21 protein-coding genes are annotated in these 21,375 nt (G+C 62.7%); 19 read left to right on the top strand and 2 right to left on the bottom strand.

What is annotated here, in order from left to right; all coding sequences use genetic code 11:
• Positions 1-50 precede the first annotated feature (50 nt).
• The 19 genes from sdhC (at position 51) to QN222_RS22125 (ending at position 18,911) form a co-directional block, all read left to right on the top strand.
• Complete coding sequence (sdhC, locus tag QN222_RS22215; RefSeq protein WP_283962059.1) at positions 51-446, top strand: succinate dehydrogenase, cytochrome b556 subunit; 396 nt, start codon at positions 51-53, stop codon at positions 444-446.
• 11 nt (positions 447-457) lie between these two features.
• Positions 458-838 (top strand): succinate dehydrogenase, hydrophobic membrane anchor protein, encoded by a 381-nt coding sequence (gene sdhD / locus QN222_RS22210; RefSeq protein ID WP_283962060.1) that lies wholly within the window; start codon positions 458-460, stop codon positions 836-838.
• A gap of 7 nt (positions 839-845) precedes the next feature.
• Positions 846-2,687, top strand: coding sequence for a succinate dehydrogenase flavoprotein subunit (gene sdhA, locus QN222_RS22205; protein ID WP_283962061.1), 1,842 nt, complete (start codon positions 846-848; stop codon positions 2,685-2,687).
• Between the two features lie 18 nt (positions 2,688-2,705).
• Positions 2,706-3,485: a succinate dehydrogenase iron-sulfur subunit gene (locus QN222_RS22200; protein WP_283962062.1), complete on the top strand. Its 780-nt coding sequence runs from the start codon at positions 2,706-2,708 to the stop codon at positions 3,483-3,485.
• Positions 3,486-3,736: 251 nt separating this feature from the next.
• Positions 3,737-4,333 carry a peptide-methionine (S)-S-oxide reductase MsrA gene (gene msrA, locus QN222_RS22195; RefSeq protein WP_283962063.1) on the top strand — a complete coding sequence of 199 codons (597 nt, stop codon included), beginning with the start codon at positions 3,737-3,739 and terminating at the stop codon, positions 4,331-4,333.
• A 196-nt stretch (positions 4,334-4,529) separates the two neighbouring features.
• Positions 4,530-5,069 carry a protease inhibitor Inh/omp19 family protein gene (locus QN222_RS22190; RefSeq protein WP_180939315.1) on the top strand — a complete coding sequence of 180 codons (540 nt, stop codon included), beginning with the start codon at positions 4,530-4,532 and terminating at the stop codon, positions 5,067-5,069.
• A gap of 117 nt (positions 5,070-5,186) precedes the next feature.
• Positions 5,187-6,338 carry a cell division protein ZapE gene (gene zapE / locus QN222_RS22185; protein WP_283961753.1) on the top strand — a complete coding sequence of 384 codons (1,152 nt, stop codon included), beginning with the start codon at positions 5,187-5,189 and terminating at the stop codon, positions 6,336-6,338.
• A 185-nt stretch (positions 6,339-6,523) separates the two neighbouring features.
• Positions 6,524-7,486: a malate dehydrogenase gene (gene mdh, locus QN222_RS22180; protein ID WP_283961754.1), complete on the top strand. Its 963-nt coding sequence runs from the start codon at positions 6,524-6,526 to the stop codon at positions 7,484-7,486.
• 33 nt (positions 7,487-7,519) lie between these two features.
• The gene (sucC, locus tag QN222_RS22175) at positions 7,520-8,716 is read left to right on the top strand and encodes an ADP-forming succinate--CoA ligase subunit beta (RefSeq protein ID WP_283961755.1); all 1,197 of its coding nucleotides are present in this window, start codon (positions 7,520-7,522) and stop codon (positions 8,714-8,716) included.
• A gap of 5 nt (positions 8,717-8,721) precedes the next feature.
• On the top strand, positions 8,722-9,624 hold the full coding sequence (gene sucD, locus QN222_RS22170; protein ID WP_283961756.1) for a succinate--CoA ligase subunit alpha: 903 nt from the start codon (positions 8,722-8,724) through the stop codon (positions 9,622-9,624).
• 164 nt (positions 9,625-9,788) lie between these two features.
• Entirely contained in the window at positions 9,789-12,785 is a 2,997-nt protein-coding gene (locus tag QN222_RS22165) for a 2-oxoglutarate dehydrogenase E1 component (protein ID WP_283961757.1), read from the top strand.
• 121 nt (positions 12,786-12,906) lie between these two features.
• Entirely contained in the window at positions 12,907-14,148 is a 1,242-nt protein-coding gene (gene odhB / locus QN222_RS22160) for a 2-oxoglutarate dehydrogenase complex dihydrolipoyllysine-residue succinyltransferase (protein ID WP_283961758.1), read from the top strand.
• A 50-nt stretch (positions 14,149-14,198) separates the two neighbouring features.
• A complete protein-coding gene (locus QN222_RS22155; protein ID WP_283961759.1) occupies positions 14,199-14,588 on the top strand; it encodes an MAPEG family protein in 390 nt (129 codons plus the stop codon).
• A gap of 15 nt (positions 14,589-14,603) precedes the next feature.
• Positions 14,604-15,029, top strand: a complete 426-nt coding sequence (locus tag QN222_RS22150; protein ID WP_283961760.1) for a VOC family protein — start codon at positions 14,604-14,606, stop codon at positions 15,027-15,029.
• Entirely contained in the window at positions 15,026-15,664 is a 639-nt protein-coding gene (locus QN222_RS22145) for a LysE family translocator (protein WP_283961761.1), read from the top strand. The genes QN222_RS22150 and QN222_RS22145 overlap by 4 nt, the downstream gene beginning before the upstream one ends.
• Positions 15,665-15,666: 2 nt before the next feature.
• The gene (locus tag QN222_RS22140) at positions 15,667-16,170 is read left to right on the top strand and encodes a hypothetical protein (protein ID WP_283961762.1); all 504 of its coding nucleotides are present in this window, start codon (positions 15,667-15,669) and stop codon (positions 16,168-16,170) included.
• A complete protein-coding gene (locus tag QN222_RS22135; protein WP_283961763.1) occupies positions 16,167-16,919 on the top strand; it encodes an SDR family oxidoreductase in 753 nt (250 codons plus the stop codon). The genes QN222_RS22140 and QN222_RS22135 overlap by 4 nt, the downstream gene beginning before the upstream one ends.
• Before the next feature lie 24 nt (positions 16,920-16,943).
• On the top strand, positions 16,944-18,350 hold the full coding sequence (gene lpdA / locus QN222_RS22130; RefSeq protein WP_283961764.1) for a dihydrolipoyl dehydrogenase: 1,407 nt from the start codon (positions 16,944-16,946) through the stop codon (positions 18,348-18,350).
• Positions 18,351-18,437: 87 nt separating this feature from the next.
• A complete protein-coding gene (locus QN222_RS22125) occupies positions 18,438-18,911 on the top strand; it encodes a DUF2867 domain-containing protein (RefSeq protein WP_283961765.1) in 474 nt (157 codons plus the stop codon).
• Between the two features lie 151 nt (positions 18,912-19,062).
• On the opposite strand, the gene QN222_RS22120 is transcribed toward QN222_RS22125, so the two are convergent.
• Together QN222_RS22120 and QN222_RS22115 are read right to left on the bottom strand one after the other, a co-directional pair.
• Positions 19,063-20,148: a TraB/GumN family protein gene (locus QN222_RS22120; RefSeq protein ID WP_283961766.1), complete on the bottom strand. Its 1,086-nt coding sequence runs from the start codon at positions 20,146-20,148 to the stop codon at positions 19,063-19,065.
• Positions 20,149-20,292: 144 nt separating this feature from the next.
• Positions 20,293-21,228 (bottom strand): tyrosine recombinase XerC, encoded by a 936-nt coding sequence (locus QN222_RS22115; RefSeq protein WP_283961767.1) that lies wholly within the window; start codon positions 21,226-21,228, stop codon positions 20,293-20,295.
• Between the last annotated feature and the right edge of the window lie 147 nt (positions 21,229-21,375).

Here is a 21,375-nt window from a genome sequence, read left to right as displayed (position 1 = left end):
AGCGGTCCAGTTTTTGGGGCGCGGCAATCCGGTCACACCGTGAGGTTCCGATGACGGATGTCACAAGAAGCCGGCCGCTCTCGCCGCATCTTCAAATCTACAAACCTATCCCCACCATGGTGATGTCGATCGTGCATCGCATTACCGGCGGCGCCCTTTATTTCGGCACGATCCTCGTGGCCTGGTGGCTGATCGCCGCAGCCTCGGGTGAGGCCTACTACGATTGGGTCAGCTGGTTGTTCGGCACGTGGATCGGCAAGCTGGTTCTCTTCGGCTACACCTGGGCCCTCGTTCATCACATGCTCGGCGGCATCCGCCACTTCATCTGGGATCTCGGCTACGGTTACGAGAAGCATTTCGCGACGAAGATGGCGAAGGCGACGATCGTCGGATCGGTTTCTTTGACGCTGCTGATCTGGGTGATCGGCTATCTGGTTCGGTACTGAGGGAATACGACATGGACATGCGCACACCTCTCGCCAAGGTTCGCGGCCTCGGCTCCGCCAAGGAGGGGACCGATCATTTCTGGCGCCAGCGCCTGACGGCCGTCTCCAACATTCCGCTGCTGATCTTCTTCGCCTTCTTCGTGGCCCGCTATGCCGGCGCTCCCCATGCGGAGGTCGTCGCGGCCCTTTCCAATCCGTTCGTCGCGGTGATCATGGGTCTCGTTCTCCTTTCCGGTCTCACCCATATGAGGCTCGGCATGCAGGTGATCATCGAAGACTACGTGCATGCGGAAGGCATCAAGATCGCTCTCCTCATGCTCAACACATTTTTCGCGATCGCGGTCGGCGGGCTCTGTCTTTTCGCCATCCTGAAGATCGCTTTTGCAGGGTAATTTCGCCATGGCATCGATCAGTTCACCCGCTGCAAACGGCAGGGCTTACCAATATGTCGATCACGCCTTCGACGTCGTCGTCGTCGGCGCCGGTGGCGCAGGCCTGCGCGCCACCCTCGGCATGGCCGAGCAGGGCCTCAAGACGGCCTGCATCACCAAGGTCTTCCCGACGCGCTCGCACACCGTCGCGGCCCAGGGGGGCATCGCCGCGTCGCTGCAGAACATGACGCCAGACAGCTGGCAGTGGCATCTCTACGACACGGTCAAGGGGTCCGACTGGCTCGGCGACGTCGACGCCATGCAGTATCTCACCATGGAAGCGCCGAAGGCGGTCTATGAGCTCGAGCACTACGGCGTGCCCTTCTCGCGCAACGAGGAAGGCAAGATCTACCAGCGCCCCTTCGGCGGCCACATGCAGAATTACGGCGAAGGCCCGCCGGTGCAGCGCACCTGCGCGGTTGCCGACCGTACCGGTCATGCGATCCTGCATACGCTCTACGGACAGTCGCTCCGAAACAACGCCGAATTCTTCATCGAATATTTCGCCATCGACCTGATCATGTCGGATGACGGCCGCTGCACCGGCGTCGTCGCCTGGAACCTCGATGACGGCACGATCCACCGCTTCTCGGCGAAGATGGTGGTGCTGGCGACCGGCGGCTATGGCCGCGCCTATTTCTCGGCGACGTCAGCGCATACCTGCACCGGCGACGGCGGCGGCATGATCGCCCGCGCCGGCCTGCCGCTCCAGGACATGGAGTTCGTGCAGTTCCATCCGACCGGCATCTACGGCTCCGGCTGCCTGATCACCGAAGGTGCACGCGGCGAAGGCGGTTATCTCGTCAATTCGGAAGGCGAGCGCTTCATGGAGCGTTACGCCCCCTCGGCCAAGGATCTCGCCTCGCGCGACGTCGTCTCGCGCTGCATGACACTGGAAATCCGCGAAGGCCGCGGCGTTGGCAAGAACAAGGACCACATCTTCCTGCATCTCGACCATCTCGATCCGGCCGTGCTGCATGAACGCCTGCCGGGCATTTCCGAGAGCGCGAAGATCTTCGCCGGCGTCGACGTCACCCGCGAGCCGATCCCGGTGCTGCCGACCGTCCACTACAACATGGGCGGCATTCCGACCAACTATTGGGGCGAGGTCTTGAACGCCGACGGTCAGAACGCCGAGCGCGTCGCGCCCGGCCTGATGGCGGTCGGCGAAGCGGGCTGCGCCTCGGTTCACGGCGCCAACCGCCTTGGCTCCAACTCGCTGATCGACCTCGTCGTCTTCGGTCGCGCCGCGGCGATCCGCGCCGGCCAGATCATCGACCGCAACGAATCGATTCCGGCGCTCGACACGGCTGCCTGCGACCGCATCGTCGAGCGCTTCGATCGCCTGCGTCACGCCAATGGCAGGACGCCGACGGCGGTGCTGCGCGAAAAGATGCAGCGGGCCATGCAGGACGACGCCGCCGTCTTCCGGACGCAGGAATCGCTCGAATCCGGCTGCCGACGCCTCTCGGAAATCTGGAAGGAGCTTTCCGACGTCAAGGTCACCGACCGCTCGATGATCTGGAACTCCGACCTTGTCGAGACGCTGGAGCTGGAGAACCTGATGGCCAATGCCATCACGACCATCTACGGCGCCGAAGCGCGCAAGGAGAGCCGCGGGTCGCATGCGCGCGAGGATTACACCGAAGGCCCGTTCGCGGGGCGCGACGACGTCAACTGGCGCAAGCATACGCTTGCCTGGGTCAACGAGGCCGGCGATGTCCGGCTCGACTATCGCCCGGTTCACACCGACCTGATCGCCGAGGGCATCGATCCCAAGAAGATCGCCCCGAAGGCGCGCGTGTACTGATCTCGAGGACTAAGGCACATGGTTGAACTCGCACTTCCCAAGAACTCGCAGGTCAACGAAGGCAAGGTCTGGCCGAAGCCGGTCGGCGCGACGAACCTGCGTGAATACCGCGTCTATCGCTGGAATCCGGACGACGGCAAGAATCCGCGCGTCGACACCTACTATATCGACATCGACGACTGCGGTCCGATGGTGCTCGACGGCCTGCTCTACATCAAGAACAAGATCGATCCGACGCTGACGCTGCGCCGCTCCTGTCGCGAGGGCATCTGCGGTTCCTGCGCGATGAACATCGACGGCACCAACACGCTCGCCTGCACCAAGGGCATGGACGAGATCAAGGGAACGGTGAAGATCTACCCGCTGCCGCACATGCCGGTGGTCAAGGATCTGGTGCCGGATCTCACCAATTTCTATGCCCAGCACCGCTCGATCGAGCCCTGGCTGAAGACGGTTTCGCCGACGCCCGCCAAGGAATGGAAGCAGAGCCATGAGGACCGTCTGAAACTCGACGGCCTTTACGAATGCATCCTTTGCGCCTGCTGCTCGACCTCCTGTCCGAGCTACTGGTGGAACGGCGACCGCTATCTCGGTCCCGCCGTTCTCCTGCAGGCCTATCGCTGGCTGATCGATAGCCGAGACGAGGCGACCGGCGAGCGGCTCGACAATCTTGAGGATCCGTTCCGGCTCTATCGCTGCCACACGATCATGAACTGCGCCCAGGCCTGTCCGAAGGGGCTCAACCCGGCCAAGGCGATCGGCGAAATCAAGAAGATGCTGGTCGAGCGCAGGGTCTGATTCCCGGCCGGTTTGTTTTCGGCTTCGACGGCGGGCTGTCCGGCCCGCCGCCAGATCACGAAGATTTTAGGTCGAATCGACCCAAGATCATAAACGCGATCTACTCTTTAGAGCGGGTTGCGGGCGGAAAACCGCGCACCCTTTTCTCATCCCGCTCTGGCGTATTTCACGAACTTCACGGCCCCGTGTCGGCATTTGATTTTGAAACTTTCGGCGGTCCTCATAGCTTTAGGTGGGGATCGGAGATTGCGATGAATCACTTGCTGCTTGCACTTGCCGCCGGTTGCTTGCTGTCTTTGCCGGCGCGAGCGGCCGAGCCGGAGTTTGCGCTGTTTGCCGGCGGCTGTTTCTGGTGCGTCGAAACCGATTTCGACGGCGTACCCGGCGTTCTCGAGACGATTTCGGGCTATGCCGGCGGCAAGAGCGCCAATCCGACCTATGAGGACTACGTAAAGGGCGGCCATCGCGAAGTCGTCCGCATCAAATTCGATCCGGACAGGGTTTCCTATTCGACGCTTGTCTCGGTGCTGTTCCACACGACCGATCCGACCGACGGCGGCGGCCAGTTCTGCGATCGCGGCTTTGCCTACACGACCGCGATCTACGCGCTCGACGAGCGGCAGGCGATGGACGCAAAGGCTGGAAAGATCAAGGCCGAGGCCGAACTCGGAAAGCCGATCGTCACACCGGTCGAGGGGTCTGCAAAATTCTGGCCGGCCGAGGCCTATCATCAGGACTTCGGCGCCCGAAACCCGATTCGCTACTGGTACTACAGGAACGGCTGCGGCAGGAACCGGACGGTCGAGACGCTCTGGGGCGACCGTGCCTATGCCGGCGTCAATCATTGATTGTATTTGCGCCGCCTGATCTTGCCGCATTTTCCGCGTGGAGGGACGCCCGGCGCGCCCGTCCGGCCCGGCGTTTCAATCGTGCAACAGGTACTGCTGAAATGCCTTCCCTTGATTTGACAGGTGGATTTGCTGTAGTTCGGCCATTATTATCGCGTTGCATCATGGTTCGATGAATATATCGGGGGTAAGAGACATGCGGGTTTTTCATGCGGCGGCGGGGCTGGCGGTTGTGCTTGCGCTGACCGGATGCCAGCGGACATCCATGGGTGGTTTCGGTTCTCAGGATGTTTCACCTGCTCCGCTGCAGGCGCAGCCCGTTCCGACGGTTTCGTCGAGCCAACTCCCGGATCCGACGACGAATACCTCGCAGTTCCCGGCGGCACCCAATGCCGGCACCGCCGCACCCGGCGGTGCGCCGGCCGGCACGCAAGTTGCGGCCGCCCCCAACGCGCTCGACGTGACGAAGGAATCGATGGTCGGAAATTGGCGCGTGTCGAGTGCCGGCAGCTCCTGCGACATGTTCCTGACGCTGACGAACCTCGGCAGCGGATCGCGCGGTGGTACGCGCGGCTGCGCCGGCGAGCTGACGACGATGGGCTCCTGGGAAGTCGCGGGCAAGCAGGTGGTGCTCAAGGACCGGGGCGGCAATCCGATCGCCCGCCTCTACAAGACCGCAGACGCGCGCTTCGACGGTTCGACCAACGGCGGACAGCCGGTCAGCCTCAGCCGCTGACCGCCTCAACACCCCGGCGCTCAGCCGGATGCGACGCGGGATGTGGAGATGTGAGCAGTTTTCGCTCATCTCGCGCCCCTTTCATCGACATTGTTCCTGGCTCACCTTGGGTGCCGCGTGCTCAACCCAGACGACAGCATTCTTCACAAGCTTGAAACGCTCGTTGCCACCGGAGAACGCCAGCGCGACCCGGCGCAAATTGCGATCGCGCGGCGGCTCGATCACCTGACAGCGGAGCTGCTTGCCAGCAGGCCGTCGCGCAAGTCCAATGCGCTCGGCTGGCTCTTTGCCTCGCGCAAGAAGGAACAAGCTCCGGTCAAAGGCCTTTACATCCATGGCGGTGTCGGTCGCGGCAAGACGATGCTGATGGATATGTTCTTCGACGCGGTGCCGATCCAGCGCAAGCGTCGAGCGCATTTCCACGCGTTCATGGCGGACGTGCACGAGCGCATCTACAAGCATCGCCAGAAACTCAAGAATGGCGAGACGAAGCAGGCCGACCCGATCCCGCCAGTGGCCTCCGAGCTCTTCGGCGCGGCGCGGCTCCTGTGCTTCGATGAATTCTCGGTCACCGACATCGCCGATGCGATGATTCTGGCGCGCCTGTTCGGCGAGCTCTTCGCCAAGGGATGCGTTCTCGTCGCGACCTCCAACGTCGAGCCGAGCGATCTTTATCGCGACGGCCTCAATCGCGGCCTCTTTCTCCCCTTCATCGACCTGTTGAAGGCGAACGCGGAGATCGTCTCGCTCGATACCGAGACGGATTATCGCCTGCAGAAGACGGAGGGAAACCCGGTCTGGCTTTCGCCGCTCGGCCCGGAGGCGGAGGCGGCGATGGCGCGCGCCTGGTACTGCGAGACCCGCGGGGCACCGGAAGCACCGGCGGAGATCAGCCGCAAGGGCCGCAAGATCCACGTGCCCTCGGCATCCGGCCAAAGCGCCCGCTTCACCTTTGCCGACCTTTGCGCCCAGCCGCTCGGTGCCGCCGACTATCTCGCCATCCTGACGCAATACAGGACCATCTTCCTCGACCGCGTCCCACATCTTGGCCCTCACCTGCGCAACGAGACCAAGCGATTCATCATCCTTGTCGATGCCCTCTACGACCAAGGCGCGCGCCTGTTCGCTTCCGCCGCGGCCGAGCCGCATCAGCTGCTGACCGCGAAAAAAGGAACCGAAGGCTTCGAGTTCGACCGTACCGTGTCGCGCCTGATCGAGATGCAGAGCGAGGAATATGCGGCGCAACATCCGGTCCGAACGGCCGTTTGATGACGCAATGGTGACATACAATCTTACGTTTACGTAAGAATTTTATCTTCTAACCGATTGAATTTGCTCTGTCGAAAAGTATGCGTTGATATTTTACCATTTGCCGTTTAAGGGCTTTCGCGAAGGTTTGGCGTTTGCTGCGTTTCAGGCCTCGATCATTTTGGGATCACAAAGGAAGCACTTTCATGGCGCGCAACAAGATCGCACTTATCGGCTCAGGGATGATTGGTGGCACGCTGGCGCATCTCGCCGGCCTGAAGGAACTGGGCGACATTGTCCTGTTCGACATCGCCGATGGCATTCCCCAGGGCAAGGGACTCGATATCGCACAGTCGTCCCCGGTCGAAGGTTTCGATGCATCGCTGACGGGCGCGAGCGACTATTCTGCCATCGAAGGCGCCGACGTCTGCATCGTGACCGCGGGTGTGCCGCGCAAGCCCGGCATGAGCCGTGATGATCTGCTCGGCATCAACCTGAAAGTGATGGAGCAGGTCGGCGCAGGCATCAAGAAATATGCGCCGAACGCATTCGTCATCTGCATCACCAACCCGCTCGACGCCATGGTCTGGGCGCTGCAGAAGTTCTCCGGCCTGCCGAAGAACAAGGTCGTCGGCATGGCCGGCGTGCTCGATTCGGCCCGCTTCCGCCTCTTCCTCAGCCAGGAATTCAACGTATCCGTCCAGGACGTCACGGCTTTCGTGCTCGGCGGCCACGGCGACACGATGGTGCCGCTCGCCCGCTATTCGACCGTCGCCGGCATTCCGCTGACCGATCTCATCCAGATGGGCTGGGTCACCAAGGACCGCCTCGAGCAAATCATCCAGCGCACGCGTGACGGCGGCGCCGAGATCGTCGGCCTGCTGAAGACCGGCTCGGCCTACTACGCACCGGCTGCTTCCGCGATCGAAATGGCGGAAGCCTATCTCAAGGACAAGAAGCGCGTGCTTCCCTGCGCGGCCCACCTTTCCGGCCAGTACGGCGTCAAGGACATGTATGTCGGCGTGCCGACGGTCATCGGCGCCGGCGGCGTCGAGCGCATCATCGAGATCGACCTCAACAAGGGCGAGAAGGATGCCTTCGACAAGTCGGTGGCAGCGGTCGCGGGCCTTTGCGAAGCCTGCATTAACATCGCACCCAGCCTGAAGTAACCGCCATCCGGCCAATCAGACAGGAACAACCCCATGAACATTCATGAATATCAGGCCAAGGCTCTGCTGAAGAGCTATGGCGCGCCGGTCGCCGAAGGCGCCGCGATCTTCTCCGCCAACGAAGCGGAAGCTGCCGCGAAGAAACTGCCGGGACCGCTCTACGTGGTGAAGAGCCAGATCCATGCCGGTGGTCGCGGCAAGGGCAAGTTCAAGGAACTCGGCCCCGATGCCAAGGGCGGCGTGCGCCTCGCGAAGTCCGTCGACGAGGTGGTCGCCAACGCCAAGGAGATGCTTGGCAACACGCTGGTGACCAAGCAGACCGGTCCGGCCGGCAAGCAGGTGAACCGCCTCTATATCGAGGACGGTGCCGACATCGAGCGCGAACTCTATCTCTCGATCCTCGTTGATCGCTCCGTCGGCCAGGTTGCCTTCGTCGTCTCGACCGAGGGCGGCATGGACATCGAGGCGGTTGCCGAGCATACGCCGGAAAAGATCGTCACGGTTGCGATCGATCCGGACAAGGCTGTCACCGCGGAAAACCTGAAGACGCTCGCCGACGCGCTGAAGCTCGAAGGCGAGGCGCGCGCCGATGCTGAAAAGCTCTTCCCGATCCTTTACAAGGCCTTCGTCGAAAAGGACATGAGCCTGCTCGAGGTCAACCCGCTGATCGTCATGAAGAACGGCCGCATGCGCGTACTCGACGCCAAGGTCTCCTTCGACGGCAACGCGCTCTTCCGCCACGAGGACGTCGTAGCGCTCCGCGACACGACGGAAGAGGACGAGAAGGAAATCGAAGCCTCCAAGCACGACCTCGCCTATGTCGCGCTCGACGGCAACATCGGCTGCATGGTCAATGGCGCCGGCCTCGCCATGGCGACGATGGACATCATCAAGCTCTATGGCGCCGAACCGGCGAACTTCCTCGACGTCGGTGGCGGCGCTTCGAAGGAGAAGGTGACGCACGCCTTCAAGATCATCACTGCCGATCCGGCCGTGAAGGGCATTCTCGTCAACATCTTCGGCGGCATCATGAAGTGCGACGTCATCGCCGAAGGCGTGCTCGCCGCCGTCAAGGAAGTGGGTCTCAAGGTGCCGCTCGTCGTTCGCCTCGAAGGCACGAATGTCGAGCTTGGCAAGAAGATCATCAATGAATCGGGCCTCAACGTCATCTCCGCCGATGATCTGGACGATGCCGCCCAGAAGATCGTTGCAGCCGTGAAGGGAGCCTGAGGCCGATGTCCATCCTGATCAACAAAGACACCAAGGTCCTCGTTCAGGGCCTGACCGGCAAGACCGGCACCTTCCACACCGAACAGGCGCTCGCCTATCACGGCACCAAGATGGTCGGCGGCATTCATCCGAAGAAGGGTGGCGAGACCTGGGCCGGCGCCAAGGGCGAGCAGCTCCCGATCTTCGCGTCTGTTGCCGAAGGCCGTGACGCGACCGGCGCCAATGCATCGGTCATCTATGTTCCGCCGGCAGGTGCTGCCGCTGCGATCATCGAGGCGATCGACGCGGAAATTCCGCTGATCGTCTGCATCACCGAAGGCATCCCGGTCGCCGACATGGTCAAGGTCAAGGCGCGTCTGGAGAAGTCCTCCTCGCGCCTCATCGGCCCCAATTGCCCGGGCGTGCTGACCCCGAACGAATGCAAGATTGGCATCATGCCCGGAAACATCTTCCGCAAGGGCTCGGTCGGCGTGCTGTCGCGCTCCGGTACGCTCACCTACGAGGCGGTGTTCCAGACCAGCAACGAAGGCCTCGGCCAGACCACCGCTGTCGGCATCGGCGGCGACCCGGTCAAAGGGACCGAGTTCATCGACGTGCTGGAAATGTTCCTCGCCGATGACGAGACCAAGTCGATCATCATGATCGGTGAAATCGGCGGTTCGGCCGAAGAGGACGCAGCGCAGTTCCTGAAGGACGAGGCCAAGCGCGGCCGCAAGAAGCCGATGGTCGGCTTCATCGCCGGCCGTACGGCCCCTCCCGGCCGCACCATGGGTCATGCCGGCGCTGTCATCTCCGGTGGCAAGGGCGGCGCGGAGGACAAGATCGCGGCGATGGAATCGGCCGGTATCCGCGTTTCACCGTCGCCGGCCCGCCTCGGCAAGACGCTGGTCGAAGTCCTGAAGGGCTGAGATTTCAATAGCGAGGCGTGTGGCCGGCATCAGCTGCCGGCCCCCGCCCGACCAATTAATGACGCAAGCTTGGTGCAGTAAAAGCGCCGAATAAACATGAACGACCGGCAACACCCGGCACCCCAACTTCAGTCAGGAGGCGAACCGAGGGTTCGCGAAAGACCATGACAAGGCAAGAGGCCAACGAGCAATTCCAGCTCACATCGTTTCTGGATGGCGCCAACGCTGCTTATATCGAGCAGCTCTATGCGCGTTACGAAGCGGATCCGTCCTCCGTTTCGTCCGAATGGCAATCCTTCTTCAAGGCGCTCGCCGACCGGCCAGAGGACGTGGTGAAGGCCGCCAAGGGTGCCTCCTGGAAAAAAAGCAACTGGCCGATCGCCGCCAATGGCGAACTCGTGTCCGCGCTCGACGGCGACTGGGGCGTCGTCGAGAAGGTCATCGAAAAGAAGGTCAAGGCCAAGGTCGAGGAAGCTGCCGCCGTCACGGGCTTACCGGTCAGCGAAGCGGAGGTTCATCAGTCGACGCGCGATTCCGTCCGCGCCATCATGATGATCCGCGCCTACCGCATGCGTGGTCACCTGCATGCCAAGCTCGACCCGCTCGGCCTTGCCGACCCGGTCGAGGACTATGACGAGCTTTCGCCGAAGTCCTACGGCTTCGAGGAAACGGACTACGACCGCAGGATCTTCATCGACAACGTGCTTGGTCTCGAATACGCGACCGTGCGCGAAATGGTCGAAATCCTCGAGCGGACCTACTGTTCGACGATGGGCGTCGAATTCATGCACATGTCCAACCCCGAGGAGAAGGCCTGGATCCAGGCCCGTATCGAAGGTCCGGACAAGGGCGTCGAATTCACGCCGGAGGGCAAGCGCGCCATCCTGCAAAAGCTCGTCGAGTCCGAAGGTTTCGAGCAGTTCATCGACGTCAAGTACAAGGGCACCAAGCGCTTCGGTCTCGACGGCGGCGAATCGCTGATCCCCGCGCTCGAACAGATCATCAAGCGCGGCGGTCAGGAAGGCCTCAAGGAGATCGTCCTCGGCATGGCCCACCGCGGGCGCCTCAACGTGCTCTCGCAGGTCATGGCGAAGCCGCATCGCGCCATCTTCCACGAGTTCAAGGGCGGCTCCTATGCGCCGGACGACGTGGAAGGTTCCGGTGACGTCAAATATCACCTCGGTGCTTCGTCCGACCGCGAATTCGACGGCAACAAGGTGCACTTGTCGCTGACGGCGAACCCATCGCATCTCGAGATCGTCAACCCGGTCGTCATGGGCAAGGCGCGCGCCAAGCAGGACCAGATGGCGACCGTCTTCGAGGGCGACATCATTCCGCTGCGCGAGCGCGTCAAGGTCATGCCGCTTCTGCTGCATGGCGACGCGGCCTTCGCCGGCCAGGGCGTCATCGCAGAAATCCTCGGTCTCTCGGGTCTGCGCGGCCACCGCGTTGCCGGCACCGTGCATTTCATCATCAACAACCAGATCGGCTTCACCACGAACCCGGCCTTCTCGCGCTCCTCGCCCTATCCGTCGGACGTCGCGAAGATGATCGAGGCGCCGATCTTCCACGTGAATGGCGATGACCCGGAAGCCGTCGTCTACGCGGCCAAGGTCGCGACCGAGTTCCGGATGAAATTCCACAAGCCGGTCGTCGTCGACATGTTCTGCTACCGCCGCTTCGGCCACAACGAGGGCGACGAGCCGGCGTTCACGCAGCCGAAGATGTACAAGGCCATCCGCGCCCACAAGACGGTCGTCCAGCTCTATTCGGAACGGCTGATCGCCGAAGGTCTGATGACCGAGGGCGAGGTCGAGAAGATGAAGGCGGATTGGCGCGCCCATCTCGAACAGGAGTTCGAGATAGGCCAATCCTACAAGCCGAACAAGGCCGACTGGCTCGACGGCGTCTGGTCGGGTCTGCGCACGGCCGACAACCAGGATGAGCAGCGCCGCGGCAAGACCTCGGTGCCGATGAAGCAGCTGAAGGAAGTCGGCCGCAAGATCTCGGAGATCCCGGCTGGCTTCAACGCTCACCGCACGATCCAGCGTTTCATGGAAAACCGCGCCAGCATGGTGCAGACCGGCGAGGGCATCGACTGGGCAATGGCGGAAGCGCTCGCCTTCGGCACGCTCGTCACCGAGGGTACGAAGATCCGCCTCTCCGGTCAGGACTGCGAGCGCGGCACGTTTTCGCAGCGCCACTCGGTTCTTTATGATCAGCAGACGGAAGAGCGCTACATTCCGCTCGCCAACCTGTCGCCGACCCAGGCGCGCTACGAGGTCATCAACTCGATGCTCTCGGAAGAGGCGGTGCTCGGCTTCGAATACGGCTATTCGCTTGCCCGCCCGAATGCGCTGACGCTCTGGGAAGCTCAGTTCGGCGACTTCGCCAATGGCGCTCAGGTTGTCTTCGACCAGTTCGTCTCGTCCGGCGAACGCAAGTGGCTGCGCATGTCCGGCCTCGTCTGCCTGCTGCCGCACGGCTATGAAGGCCAGGGGCCGGAGCACTCCTCCGCACGCCTCGAACGCTTCCTGCAGCTCTGCGCGGAAGACAACATGCAGGTCGCCAACGTCACCACGCCGGCGAACTACTTCCACATCCTGCGTCGCCAGGTGAAGCGCGACTTCCGCAAGCCGCTGATCCTGATGACGCCGAAGTCGCTGCTGCGTCACAAGCGGGCGGTCTCGAGCCTTTCCGAAATGGCGGGCGAGAGCTCGTTCCACCGGCTGCTCTGGGACGATGCGGAAGTCATCAAGGACGGCCCGATCAAGCTGCAGAAGGATTCGAAGATCCGCCGCGTCGTGCTCTGCACCGGCAAGGTCTATTACGACCTGCTCGAGGAGCGCGAGAAGCGCGGCATCGACGATATCTACCTGCTGCGCGTCGAGCAGCTCTATCCGTTCCCGGCCAAGGCGCTGATCAACGAACTCAGCCGCTTCCGCAACGCGGAGATGGTGTGGTGCCAGGAAGAGCCGAAGAACATGGGCGCCTGGTCGTTCATCGATCCCTATCTCGAATGGGTGCTCGCCCATATCGATGCAAAGTATCAGCGGGTGCGCTACACCGGTCGTCCGGCCGCCGCTTCGCCGGCAACCGGCCTGATGTCCAAGCATCTGGCGCAGCTTGCCGCCTTCCTCGAGGACGCGCTGGGGGGCTGATCGGCTCCCCACGGTCTGCCAATCGCTGAGCACTTCCAGGAAAAGTGCGTAGCGATTTTCCGTCCGGAAGTGCGTAACTCAAAGAGCTAGAAACAGATATCTGATCAACGGAACAAAAATCATGGCAACAGAAATCCGCGTTCCCACTCTTGGCGAATCCGTCAGCGAAGCGACCGTCGGGACCTGGTTCAAGAAGGTCGGCGATGCGATCAAGGCCGACGAGCCGATCCTCGAGCTTGAGACCGATAAGGTGACGATCGAAGTTCCGGCACCGGCCGCCGGCACGCTCTCCGAAATCGTGGCGCAGGCGGGCGAGACCGTCGGCCTCGGAGCACTGCTCGGCCAGATCGCCGAAGGCGCTGGCGCCGCCGCTGCTGCTCCGGCTCCGGCCGAGAAGAAGCCTGAACCCGCTGCTGCCGCTCCGGCCCCGCAGCCGGCCGCTCCCGCGCCGGCACAGCAGGCGCCGACGTCGATGCCGCCGGCTCCGGCTGCCGCCAAGCTCATCGCGGAAAACAACATCTCGGCTGAGCAGATCGATGGTTCCGGCAAGCGTGGCCAGGTGCTGAAGGGTGACGTGATCGCCGCTCTCGCCAAGGGGGTTTCGGCTCCCGCGGCCGAACCGGCGAAGGTCCAGGCGCGTGCGCCGGCGCCGGCCGAGGATGCCGTCCGCGAGGAACGGGTCAAGATGACCCGCCTGCGCCAGACGATCGCAAAGCGCCTGAAGGACGCACAGAACACCGCCGCGATGCTCACCACCTACAACGAGGTGGACATGAGCGCGGTGATGAGCCTGCGCAACAAGTACAAGGACATCTTCGAGAAGAAGCACGGCGTCAAGCTCGGCTTCATGGGCTTCTTCACCAAGGCCGTCACGCATGCGCTGAAGGAACTGCCGGCGGTCAACGCCGAGATTGACGGCACGGACGTCATCTACAAGAACTTCTGCCACGTCGGCGTCGCTGTCGGTACCGACAAGGGCCTTGTCGTGCCGGTCGTGCGCGATGCCGACCAGATGTCGATCGCCGAGATCGAGAAGGAAATCGGTCGCCTCGGCAAGGCCGCCCGCGATGGCGCGCTGTCGATGGCCGACATGCAGGGCGGCACCTTCACCATCTCCAACGGCGGTGTCTATGGCTCGCTGATGTCTTCGCCGATCCTCAACGCGCCGCAGTCCGGCATTCTCGGCATGCACAAGATCCAGGACCGGCCGGTTGCGATCGGCGGACAAGTCGTCATCCGTCCGATGATGTATCTCGCACTCTCCTACGATCACCGCATTGTCGACGGCAAGGAAGCGGTGACCTTCCTCGTGCGCGTCAAGGAGAGCCTCGAAGATCCGGAGCGGCTGGTGCTCGATCTCTAAGACAGGCGGGGCGCGACAGCAGCCCCCGTTTCCTTCTTGCGGATGTGCGGATGTCGCTGGAACTGACCTACCTGCTCGCAAGCGCAGTGCTGGCCTTCGTCTATATGATGACGCAGGCGGGCGCATACCGTTTGCAGCACGGCGTCATGGATCAGGATCCCAACCGCGACTTGGAAGAGCGGCCGAACATGCTGACAGCGCGCGCCGGCCGCGCGCTCCGCAACTTTCATGAGACCTATCCGATCTTCATCGTACTGGTGGTCGTGGTAGAGTTCACCGGGCGCAGCGGATTGCTGACGCAGTGGGGCGCCGGTATCTGGTTCTGGGCGCGAGCCGTCTATCTGCCGGTCTATGTCGGCGGGCTCGGGCGTGTTCGCTCCGCGATCTGGGCTGTCTCAGCGATGGGGCTGGCGCTGATCCTTGCAGGCATTCTCATCTAGACGGAGGAGAAAAGCATGGCATTCGAACCGAACGTCCCCCCGATCCAGGCGCATATCTGCGTAAAGGACGGCCTTGCCGCCATCGCCTTCTATGAAAAGGCGTTCGGCGCGGTAAACACGTTTCACCAGATGGCCGAGGACGGCAAGCGCGTCATGCACGCCAACCTGGCCCTCTTCGGCGGCGAGATCATGCTGCATGACGAGTTTCCGGAGTACGGCATGAGCATCAGCTCGCCAAAGACCGCTGGCGGCGCCAGCGTCGCGATCAACATCAACCTTCCGAAAGCCGATGATGTCGATCAGGCCTTTGCCAAGGCGATCGGCGCCGGGGCATCGACAGTGATGGAGCCGCAGGATACGTTCTGGCAAGCACGCTATGCGCGCATCCAGGATCCCTTCGGCCACATCTGGGCCTTCAACGCATCGGTCGCAAAATCATGAGCCACTACCTGATCGAACTCGCTTCGTTGATGGCGATCTTCTCGTTCGCCATCGTTTCTCCCGGCGCCGACCTCGCCATGGTGATGCGACAGTCGCTCGTGCACGGGCGGCGCCCGGCCATCATCACATCCTTCGGCATCGGCACATCGCTGATGTTTCACGTCACCTACACCATTCTCGGCCTAGGGCTGATCATTTCCCAGTCGATCTATCTGTTCAACATCGTCAAATGGTGCGGCGTCGCCTACCTGATTTATATCGGTATCAAGGCACTGCACGCCGGCCAGACGGAGATCGTGGTCGAGGCAGGAGAGGCCAGGGCGGGCAACGAGCAGTCGGCGGCGAAGGCCTTTGGCCTCGGCTTCGCCGCCAATGCGCTCAACCCGAAGGCGGTGTTCTTTTTCCTGTCGATCTTCTCGACGGTGGTCAGTGCGCACACGCCGATGATGATTAAGTTCGGCTATGGCCTTGTCATGGCGAGCGCCCTGATCCTCTGGTTCGTCGGCGTCAGCCTGTTCATGACGACGCCGCGGATGCGGGCCGCCTTTACGCGGGCGAGCAAGTGGATCGACCGGGCAAGCGGCGTGGTCTTCATCGGGCTCGGGTTGAAACTCGCGACCGAGAAGGTTGCCTGACGATGAAGCGCTGGAACGCTCTCCTCGCTTCGCTCGCGACCATCTCGGCCGCCGCACCGGCCCTTGCAGACGAGTGCTCGCAGGCGCATGCGATCTATGCCGACCCGGCAGGCACCTACGAGTTGCGATTCGAGCCGGTCGGCTCGGAAAGCGCCGTCACCAGCAATCACTTCAAGGTCAAGATCGGCAAGACCCGTCTATCGCTCGACGGCGTCGTGATGCAATCCGGCGAGCCGCTGCGCGCGAACGGCATCGTCATGCATGATTGCCCGACGGGCGACGTCACCGGCGCGGAGCTTGAGGCCTGCACCGTCTGGCAGGGCGCGATCTATACGGTCGACAAGGCCGGCCGCATCGGCCAGCTTCAGGCGGAGGACGCGCCGGCCGCCGAGCAGATCCTGCTTCCCGGTTTCGGTCCATCGTTGCGCACTTCCAGCGCCTGGGGCGACGGCAAGGCGAGCGCCGACAGCTCCGACGTCTTTGAGCTCAAGGGATGCGCCGCATGAGCGACGGGCGCGTTCTTCTCGTCACGGGCGGCAGCCGCGGCATCGGTGCCGCCGTCTGCATCGCAGCGGCAAGCGAAGGTTGGCGTGTCGCCGTCAACTACGCCTCGAACCGGCAGGCCGCGGAAGAGGTGGTGCGTGCGGTCGAGGCAGCGGGCAGCGCCGCGATTGCCGTCGAAGGGGACGTCGGTTCAGAAGCCGGCGTGAGGGCGCTCTTCGCCGCCGTGGACTCCGCCTTCGGCCGCCTCGACGGGCTCGTCAACAATGCGGGCATCGTCGGCCCGCCGCAGCGCATCGACGAGATTTCTCCCGAACGGCTGGACCGTATGTTCCGTGTCAACGTGACGGGTTCCATCCGCTGTGCGGCCGAAGCAGTGCTCAGGATGTCGACGCGTCACGGTGGGCGTGGCGGTTCGATCGTCAACCTCTCGTCCGTTGCGGCCATTCTGGGTTCACCCGGGCAATATGTCGACTATGCCGCCGCAAAGGGCGCCATCGATACCTTCACCGTCGGCCTGGCGCGTGAAGTGGCGGCGGAGGGTATTCGCGTGAATGCGGTGCGCCCCGGTATCGTCGATACGGACATTCATGCCTCCGGCGGACTGCCGGACCGCGCCCGCGACATGGCGCCCTCGATCCCCATGCAACGTCCCGGCACGGCCGGCGAGGTTGCCGATGCAATTCTCTATCTCCTGTCGGATAAGGCGACCTATGTGACGGGGGCAATTCTCAACGTCAGCGGCGGTCGGTAACCGCCCTGAAACAAGGACTGTCAAATGGCTTATGATCTCATCGTTATCGGAAGCGGCCCCGGCGGCTATGTCTGCGCCATCAAGGCGGCGCAACTGGGCATGAAGGTTGCCGTGGTCGAAAAGCGCAGCACCTATGGCGGCACCTGCCTCAATGTCGGCTGCATCCCCTCCAAGGCTTTGCTGCACGCTTCCGAGATGTTCCATCACGCACAGCACGGTCTTAATGCGCTGGGTGTGGAGGTCGCAAGCCCCAAGCTCAATCTCGGAAAGATGATGGCTCACAAGGACGCGACCGTTAAGTCGAATGTCGACGGCGTTGCGTTCCTGTTCAAAAAGAACAAGATCGATGGCTTCCAGGGCCTCGGCAAGGTCCTGGGGCAGGGCAAAGTCTCCGTCACCAACGACAAGGGTGAGGAGCAGGTTCTCGAAGCGAAGAACATCGTCATCGCCACCGGATCCGACGTCGCCGGCATACCGGGCGTCGAGTTCGAGTTCGATGAGAAGGTCATCATCTCGTCGGACGGCGCGCTCAAGCTGGAAAAGGTTCCTGAAAGCATGATCGTCGTAGGCGGCGGCGTCATCGGCCTCGAGCTCGGCTCGGTCTGGGCGCGCCTCGGCGCCAAGGTGACGGTGGTCGAATTCCTCGACACGATCCTCGGCGGCATGGACGGCGAAGTCGCCAAGCAGCTGCACCGCATGCTGACGAAGCAGGGCATCGACATCAAGCTCGGCGCCAAGGTGACCGGCGTCTCGAAGCCGGGCAGTGGCGCGCGGGTCACCTTCGAGCCGGTCAAAGGCGGCGAGTCGACCACGATCGACGCGGATGTCGTGCTGGTTGCCACCGGCCGCAAGCCCTGCACGGAGAATATGGGCCTCGCCAAGGCGGGAGTCGTGCTCGACGCGCGCGGCCGGATCGAGATCGACCGTCACTTCCAGACGAGCATCACCGGCGTCTACGCGATCGGCGACGTCGTGCGCGGTCCGATGCTTGCCCACAAGGCCGAGGACGAGGGCGTGGCCGTGGCGGAAATCATTGCCGGTCAGGCCGGCCACGTGAACTACGACGTCATCCCGGGCGTCGTCTATACCCAGCCGGAGGTGGCGTCGGTCGGCAAGACCGAGGAGGAGCTGAAGGCCGCCGGCGTCGCCTACAAGGTCGGCAAGTTCCCCTTCACCGCCAACGGCCGCGCCCGCGCGATGCTTCAGACGGACGGCTTAGTGAAGATCCTGGCCGACAAGGAAACCGACCGCGTGCTCGGTGGCCATATCATCGGCTTCGGCGCCGGCGAAATGATCCACGAGATCGCCGTGCTGATGGAATTCGGCGGTTCGTCGGAAGACCTCGGACGTACCTGCCATGCCCATCCGACCATGTCGGAAGCGGTCAAGGAGGCGGCTCTCGCCACCTTCTCCAAGCCGATCCACATGTGACAATTGGCCGGGGGGCTGCGACAAGCGGCCCCCTGCCATGCGGCGGCACGCGGCGCGAACATGAACGAACCGATATGAGGATCGTTCATGAGACCGCGAAGCGTCGCCGCTCCCCTCCCGAACGCGATACTGCCTGAAGCCGACTGGGCGGATCGCTACGAGCTTCTCATTTTGAATGAGCGGCTGACGGCGGGCGAAGCGGCGCAGCGCATGCTTGGTCAATTGCCGGCCTGGGTCCGTGCCCTTCTTGTGCTTCGAAACCGCATCGTGTCGCCGTTCGGACTGAAGACCGATGCGCCTGACGCGGATCGCGGTCTGATCGGTTTTTTTCCGATTTTGCTTGATGACCAACGCAAGGCCGTTCTCGGCTTCGATGACCGGCATCTGGATTTTCGCATCGTCGTGGAGGTTCGTGACGGTCCGGCCGACAGCCGGGTGGTCGGTGTCACGACCCTGGTGCGTCGCCGGAATTTTCTCGGCCGCATCTACCTCGCGGCTGTCACGCCGTTCCACAAGACCATCGTGCCGGCACTGTTGGCCGAGCTGAACGAGCGGCGTTGATCGATTCTAGAGCAATTCCAGGAAAAGTGTGCAACGGTTTTCCGTCCGGAATTTGCGTAGTTTCAACGAGTTAGATCGTTTCACTGTTTCAATGAAACAATGAAATGATCTAACGAGCGGGGGGAAGCCGGCTCACTTACCTTAGCCCGGCCTAGTTTGCCGGCGTGACGGTGAAGCCGCGTTGACGCAGGAGTTCGACCAGGCCCTCCGCGCCGGAAAGGTGCAGGGCGCCAACGGCCATGAAGGCGTTGCCGCCCTTCAGGATCGGTTCGGCACGCGTCGCCATGATCTTGTTGCGGTCGATGATGATGCGCTGCTCGAAATCGGCAAAACCGAAGTCCTTTGCCGCTGTCTGCGAGGAAACGGATTTCATCATCGGCATGATCATTCCGGTATCGCCGGAAAGATAGAGATCAGTCGTCGTCGTCATGACATCGTCGATCGTCTTGCCAAGCGCCAATGTTTCGATCAGCGCCTGCAGGTGAAGCTCGACGGGTAGCGAGTCCATCGCGGAAAGCTGCTCGACCAGCGTCTCCAGGCCCTTCAGCGTCTTCCCCTCGCTGAGCGCGTCCTCCGCCAGCTTCTTGTCGAGGAAGGACGCGCCGGCGGCCTTGCGCGACATCTCGCAGGCCGGAAGCGCGACGAAACTTGCAATCATCCACGGCTTCATCTTGGCGACGAGCGGCAGCGGAATGCCCCGCTCCTTGAGACCGCTTTCCAGGCGCGTGCGATCCTCCGGCTGGAGAAAGTCGTTGATCGTCTTGTCGCCGGCAAACATGGTGAGGTCCGGGCGCATCATGATCGCAGCCGCCGCCCTCTTGTCGTCGACGATCTCGTCCGATTCGACGATGACGATGGCCGCCTTGGCAAAGGCGTCGACCGCACCTTCCGGCATCGCCAACACGCGCGGATCGGTGACGTGCATGGTGCCGAGCAGCCACGAGGGTTCTGACCCCTGGCTTTCGATTTTCCAGAGAAGGCCCTTTCCGTTCGGGACCGCGTCGGCTTCCCGGCGCAGCGCGGCGAGCCGCGTCGGGTCCGACTGTTCCAGTCCCGTCAGGATGTTGCTGCCGCCGCAGGCGGGTTCCTCGGCAGCGCGCGCATCCGAGATCGAAAGCAGTGCGGTTATGAGGCTCGCGAGCACCAGAAGATGCAGGGACGCGATCAGCCACAGGGCGCTGTCTGCAAGCCTGTCGACAAGATAGCGAACGGGTTTTGAGATCGGAAACGTCGTCATCGGGCACCGATTCTGTACGATTCTACTTTCCTTGAATGCTCCCTCGAACCCTACGCCGCGATGGTCACGGGTTCCTTAACGGGTTTGGTTAATCCGGTACTTGGCCGATTTTCAGGCGGGCCGATTTTCAGGCGCGGGCCGAATTCAAGCGCGGGGATGAGCGCGATCATAGATTTCCAGAAGGCGAGCCGAATCGACGCCTGTGTAGACCTGCGTTGTCGAAAGGCTGGCATGGCCGAGCAACTCCTGGATGGTGCGCAGGTCACCACCGCCGGCCAGAAGATGGGTGGCGAAGGAATGCCGCAGGGCGTGCGGCGTTGCCGAATCGGGAAGGCCGAGGGCGGCGCGCAGTTTCTGCATCTCGCGCTGGATGATCGCCGGCTGCAGCGTGGCGCCGCGGGCACCGCGGAACAGCGGTGCATCGGCGGCGAGATGGTAGGGACAAATCCTGGTGTAGGTGGCTACGGCTTCGGTCGCGGCGGCAATGAGCGGGACGATTCGGGTCTTGCCGCCTTTGCCGTTGATGCGCAACGAAGAACTGGCGCCGGCAAAATCGTTGGGTGTCAGCGCAAGCGCTTCCGATATGCGCAGGCCGCAGCCGTAGAGAAGCGTCAGAACGGCAGCGTTTCGGGCTGCGATCCACGGCTCTTCCGCAAGCTGCGCGTCCGACGTGACGACCTTCAGCGCCTCGCCGTCCGTCAACGGTTTCGGCAGCGATTTCGGCTGCTTCGGCGAGCGCACGGCCTGGGCGCCCGCGGCGTTGGCAAGACCATTTTTCTCCAGGTAGCGCAGGAAGGAGCGGAGGCCCGCCAACCCGCGTCCGAGTGTACGCGCGCCCGCACCGTGTTTGCGTCGCTGCGCCAAGAAGCCGCGCAGGTCGGCCGGGCGCAAACTGCGGATATCCGCCAGGCGCGGCGGTCCGGCGAGGTGCCCGGTCAGGAAGGTCAGGAATTGCCGCGTATCGCGCTCATAGGCCTCGACCGTCTTCGCGGACAGACGCCGTTCCTGGGTGAGGCTCGCCAGCCAGCGCTGGCGTTCCGCCATGACTTCGGGGTGACCAATTGCAAGAAGCTCGTTCATCATCGCTCCGGCGATTCCGTGTGCCGTACACAATGTCGCCGGGCGTCTTATGTTTTTGCTAACGCACTTCTTTTTGCTGTCGCACCCTTGGAATTTGTCATTGTTCGATCATATTGAACTGCGATGGTCGGTCAGCAAACGCGGATG

The organism is Sinorhizobium sp. 6-70 (genome assembly GCF_030124375.1).
Taxonomy (GTDB): Bacteria; Pseudomonadota; Alphaproteobacteria; order Rhizobiales; family Rhizobiaceae; genus Sinorhizobium.
The sequence above is the reverse complement of the archived record's forward strand: the minus strand, read 5'-3'. Positions and strand labels throughout refer to the sequence as shown.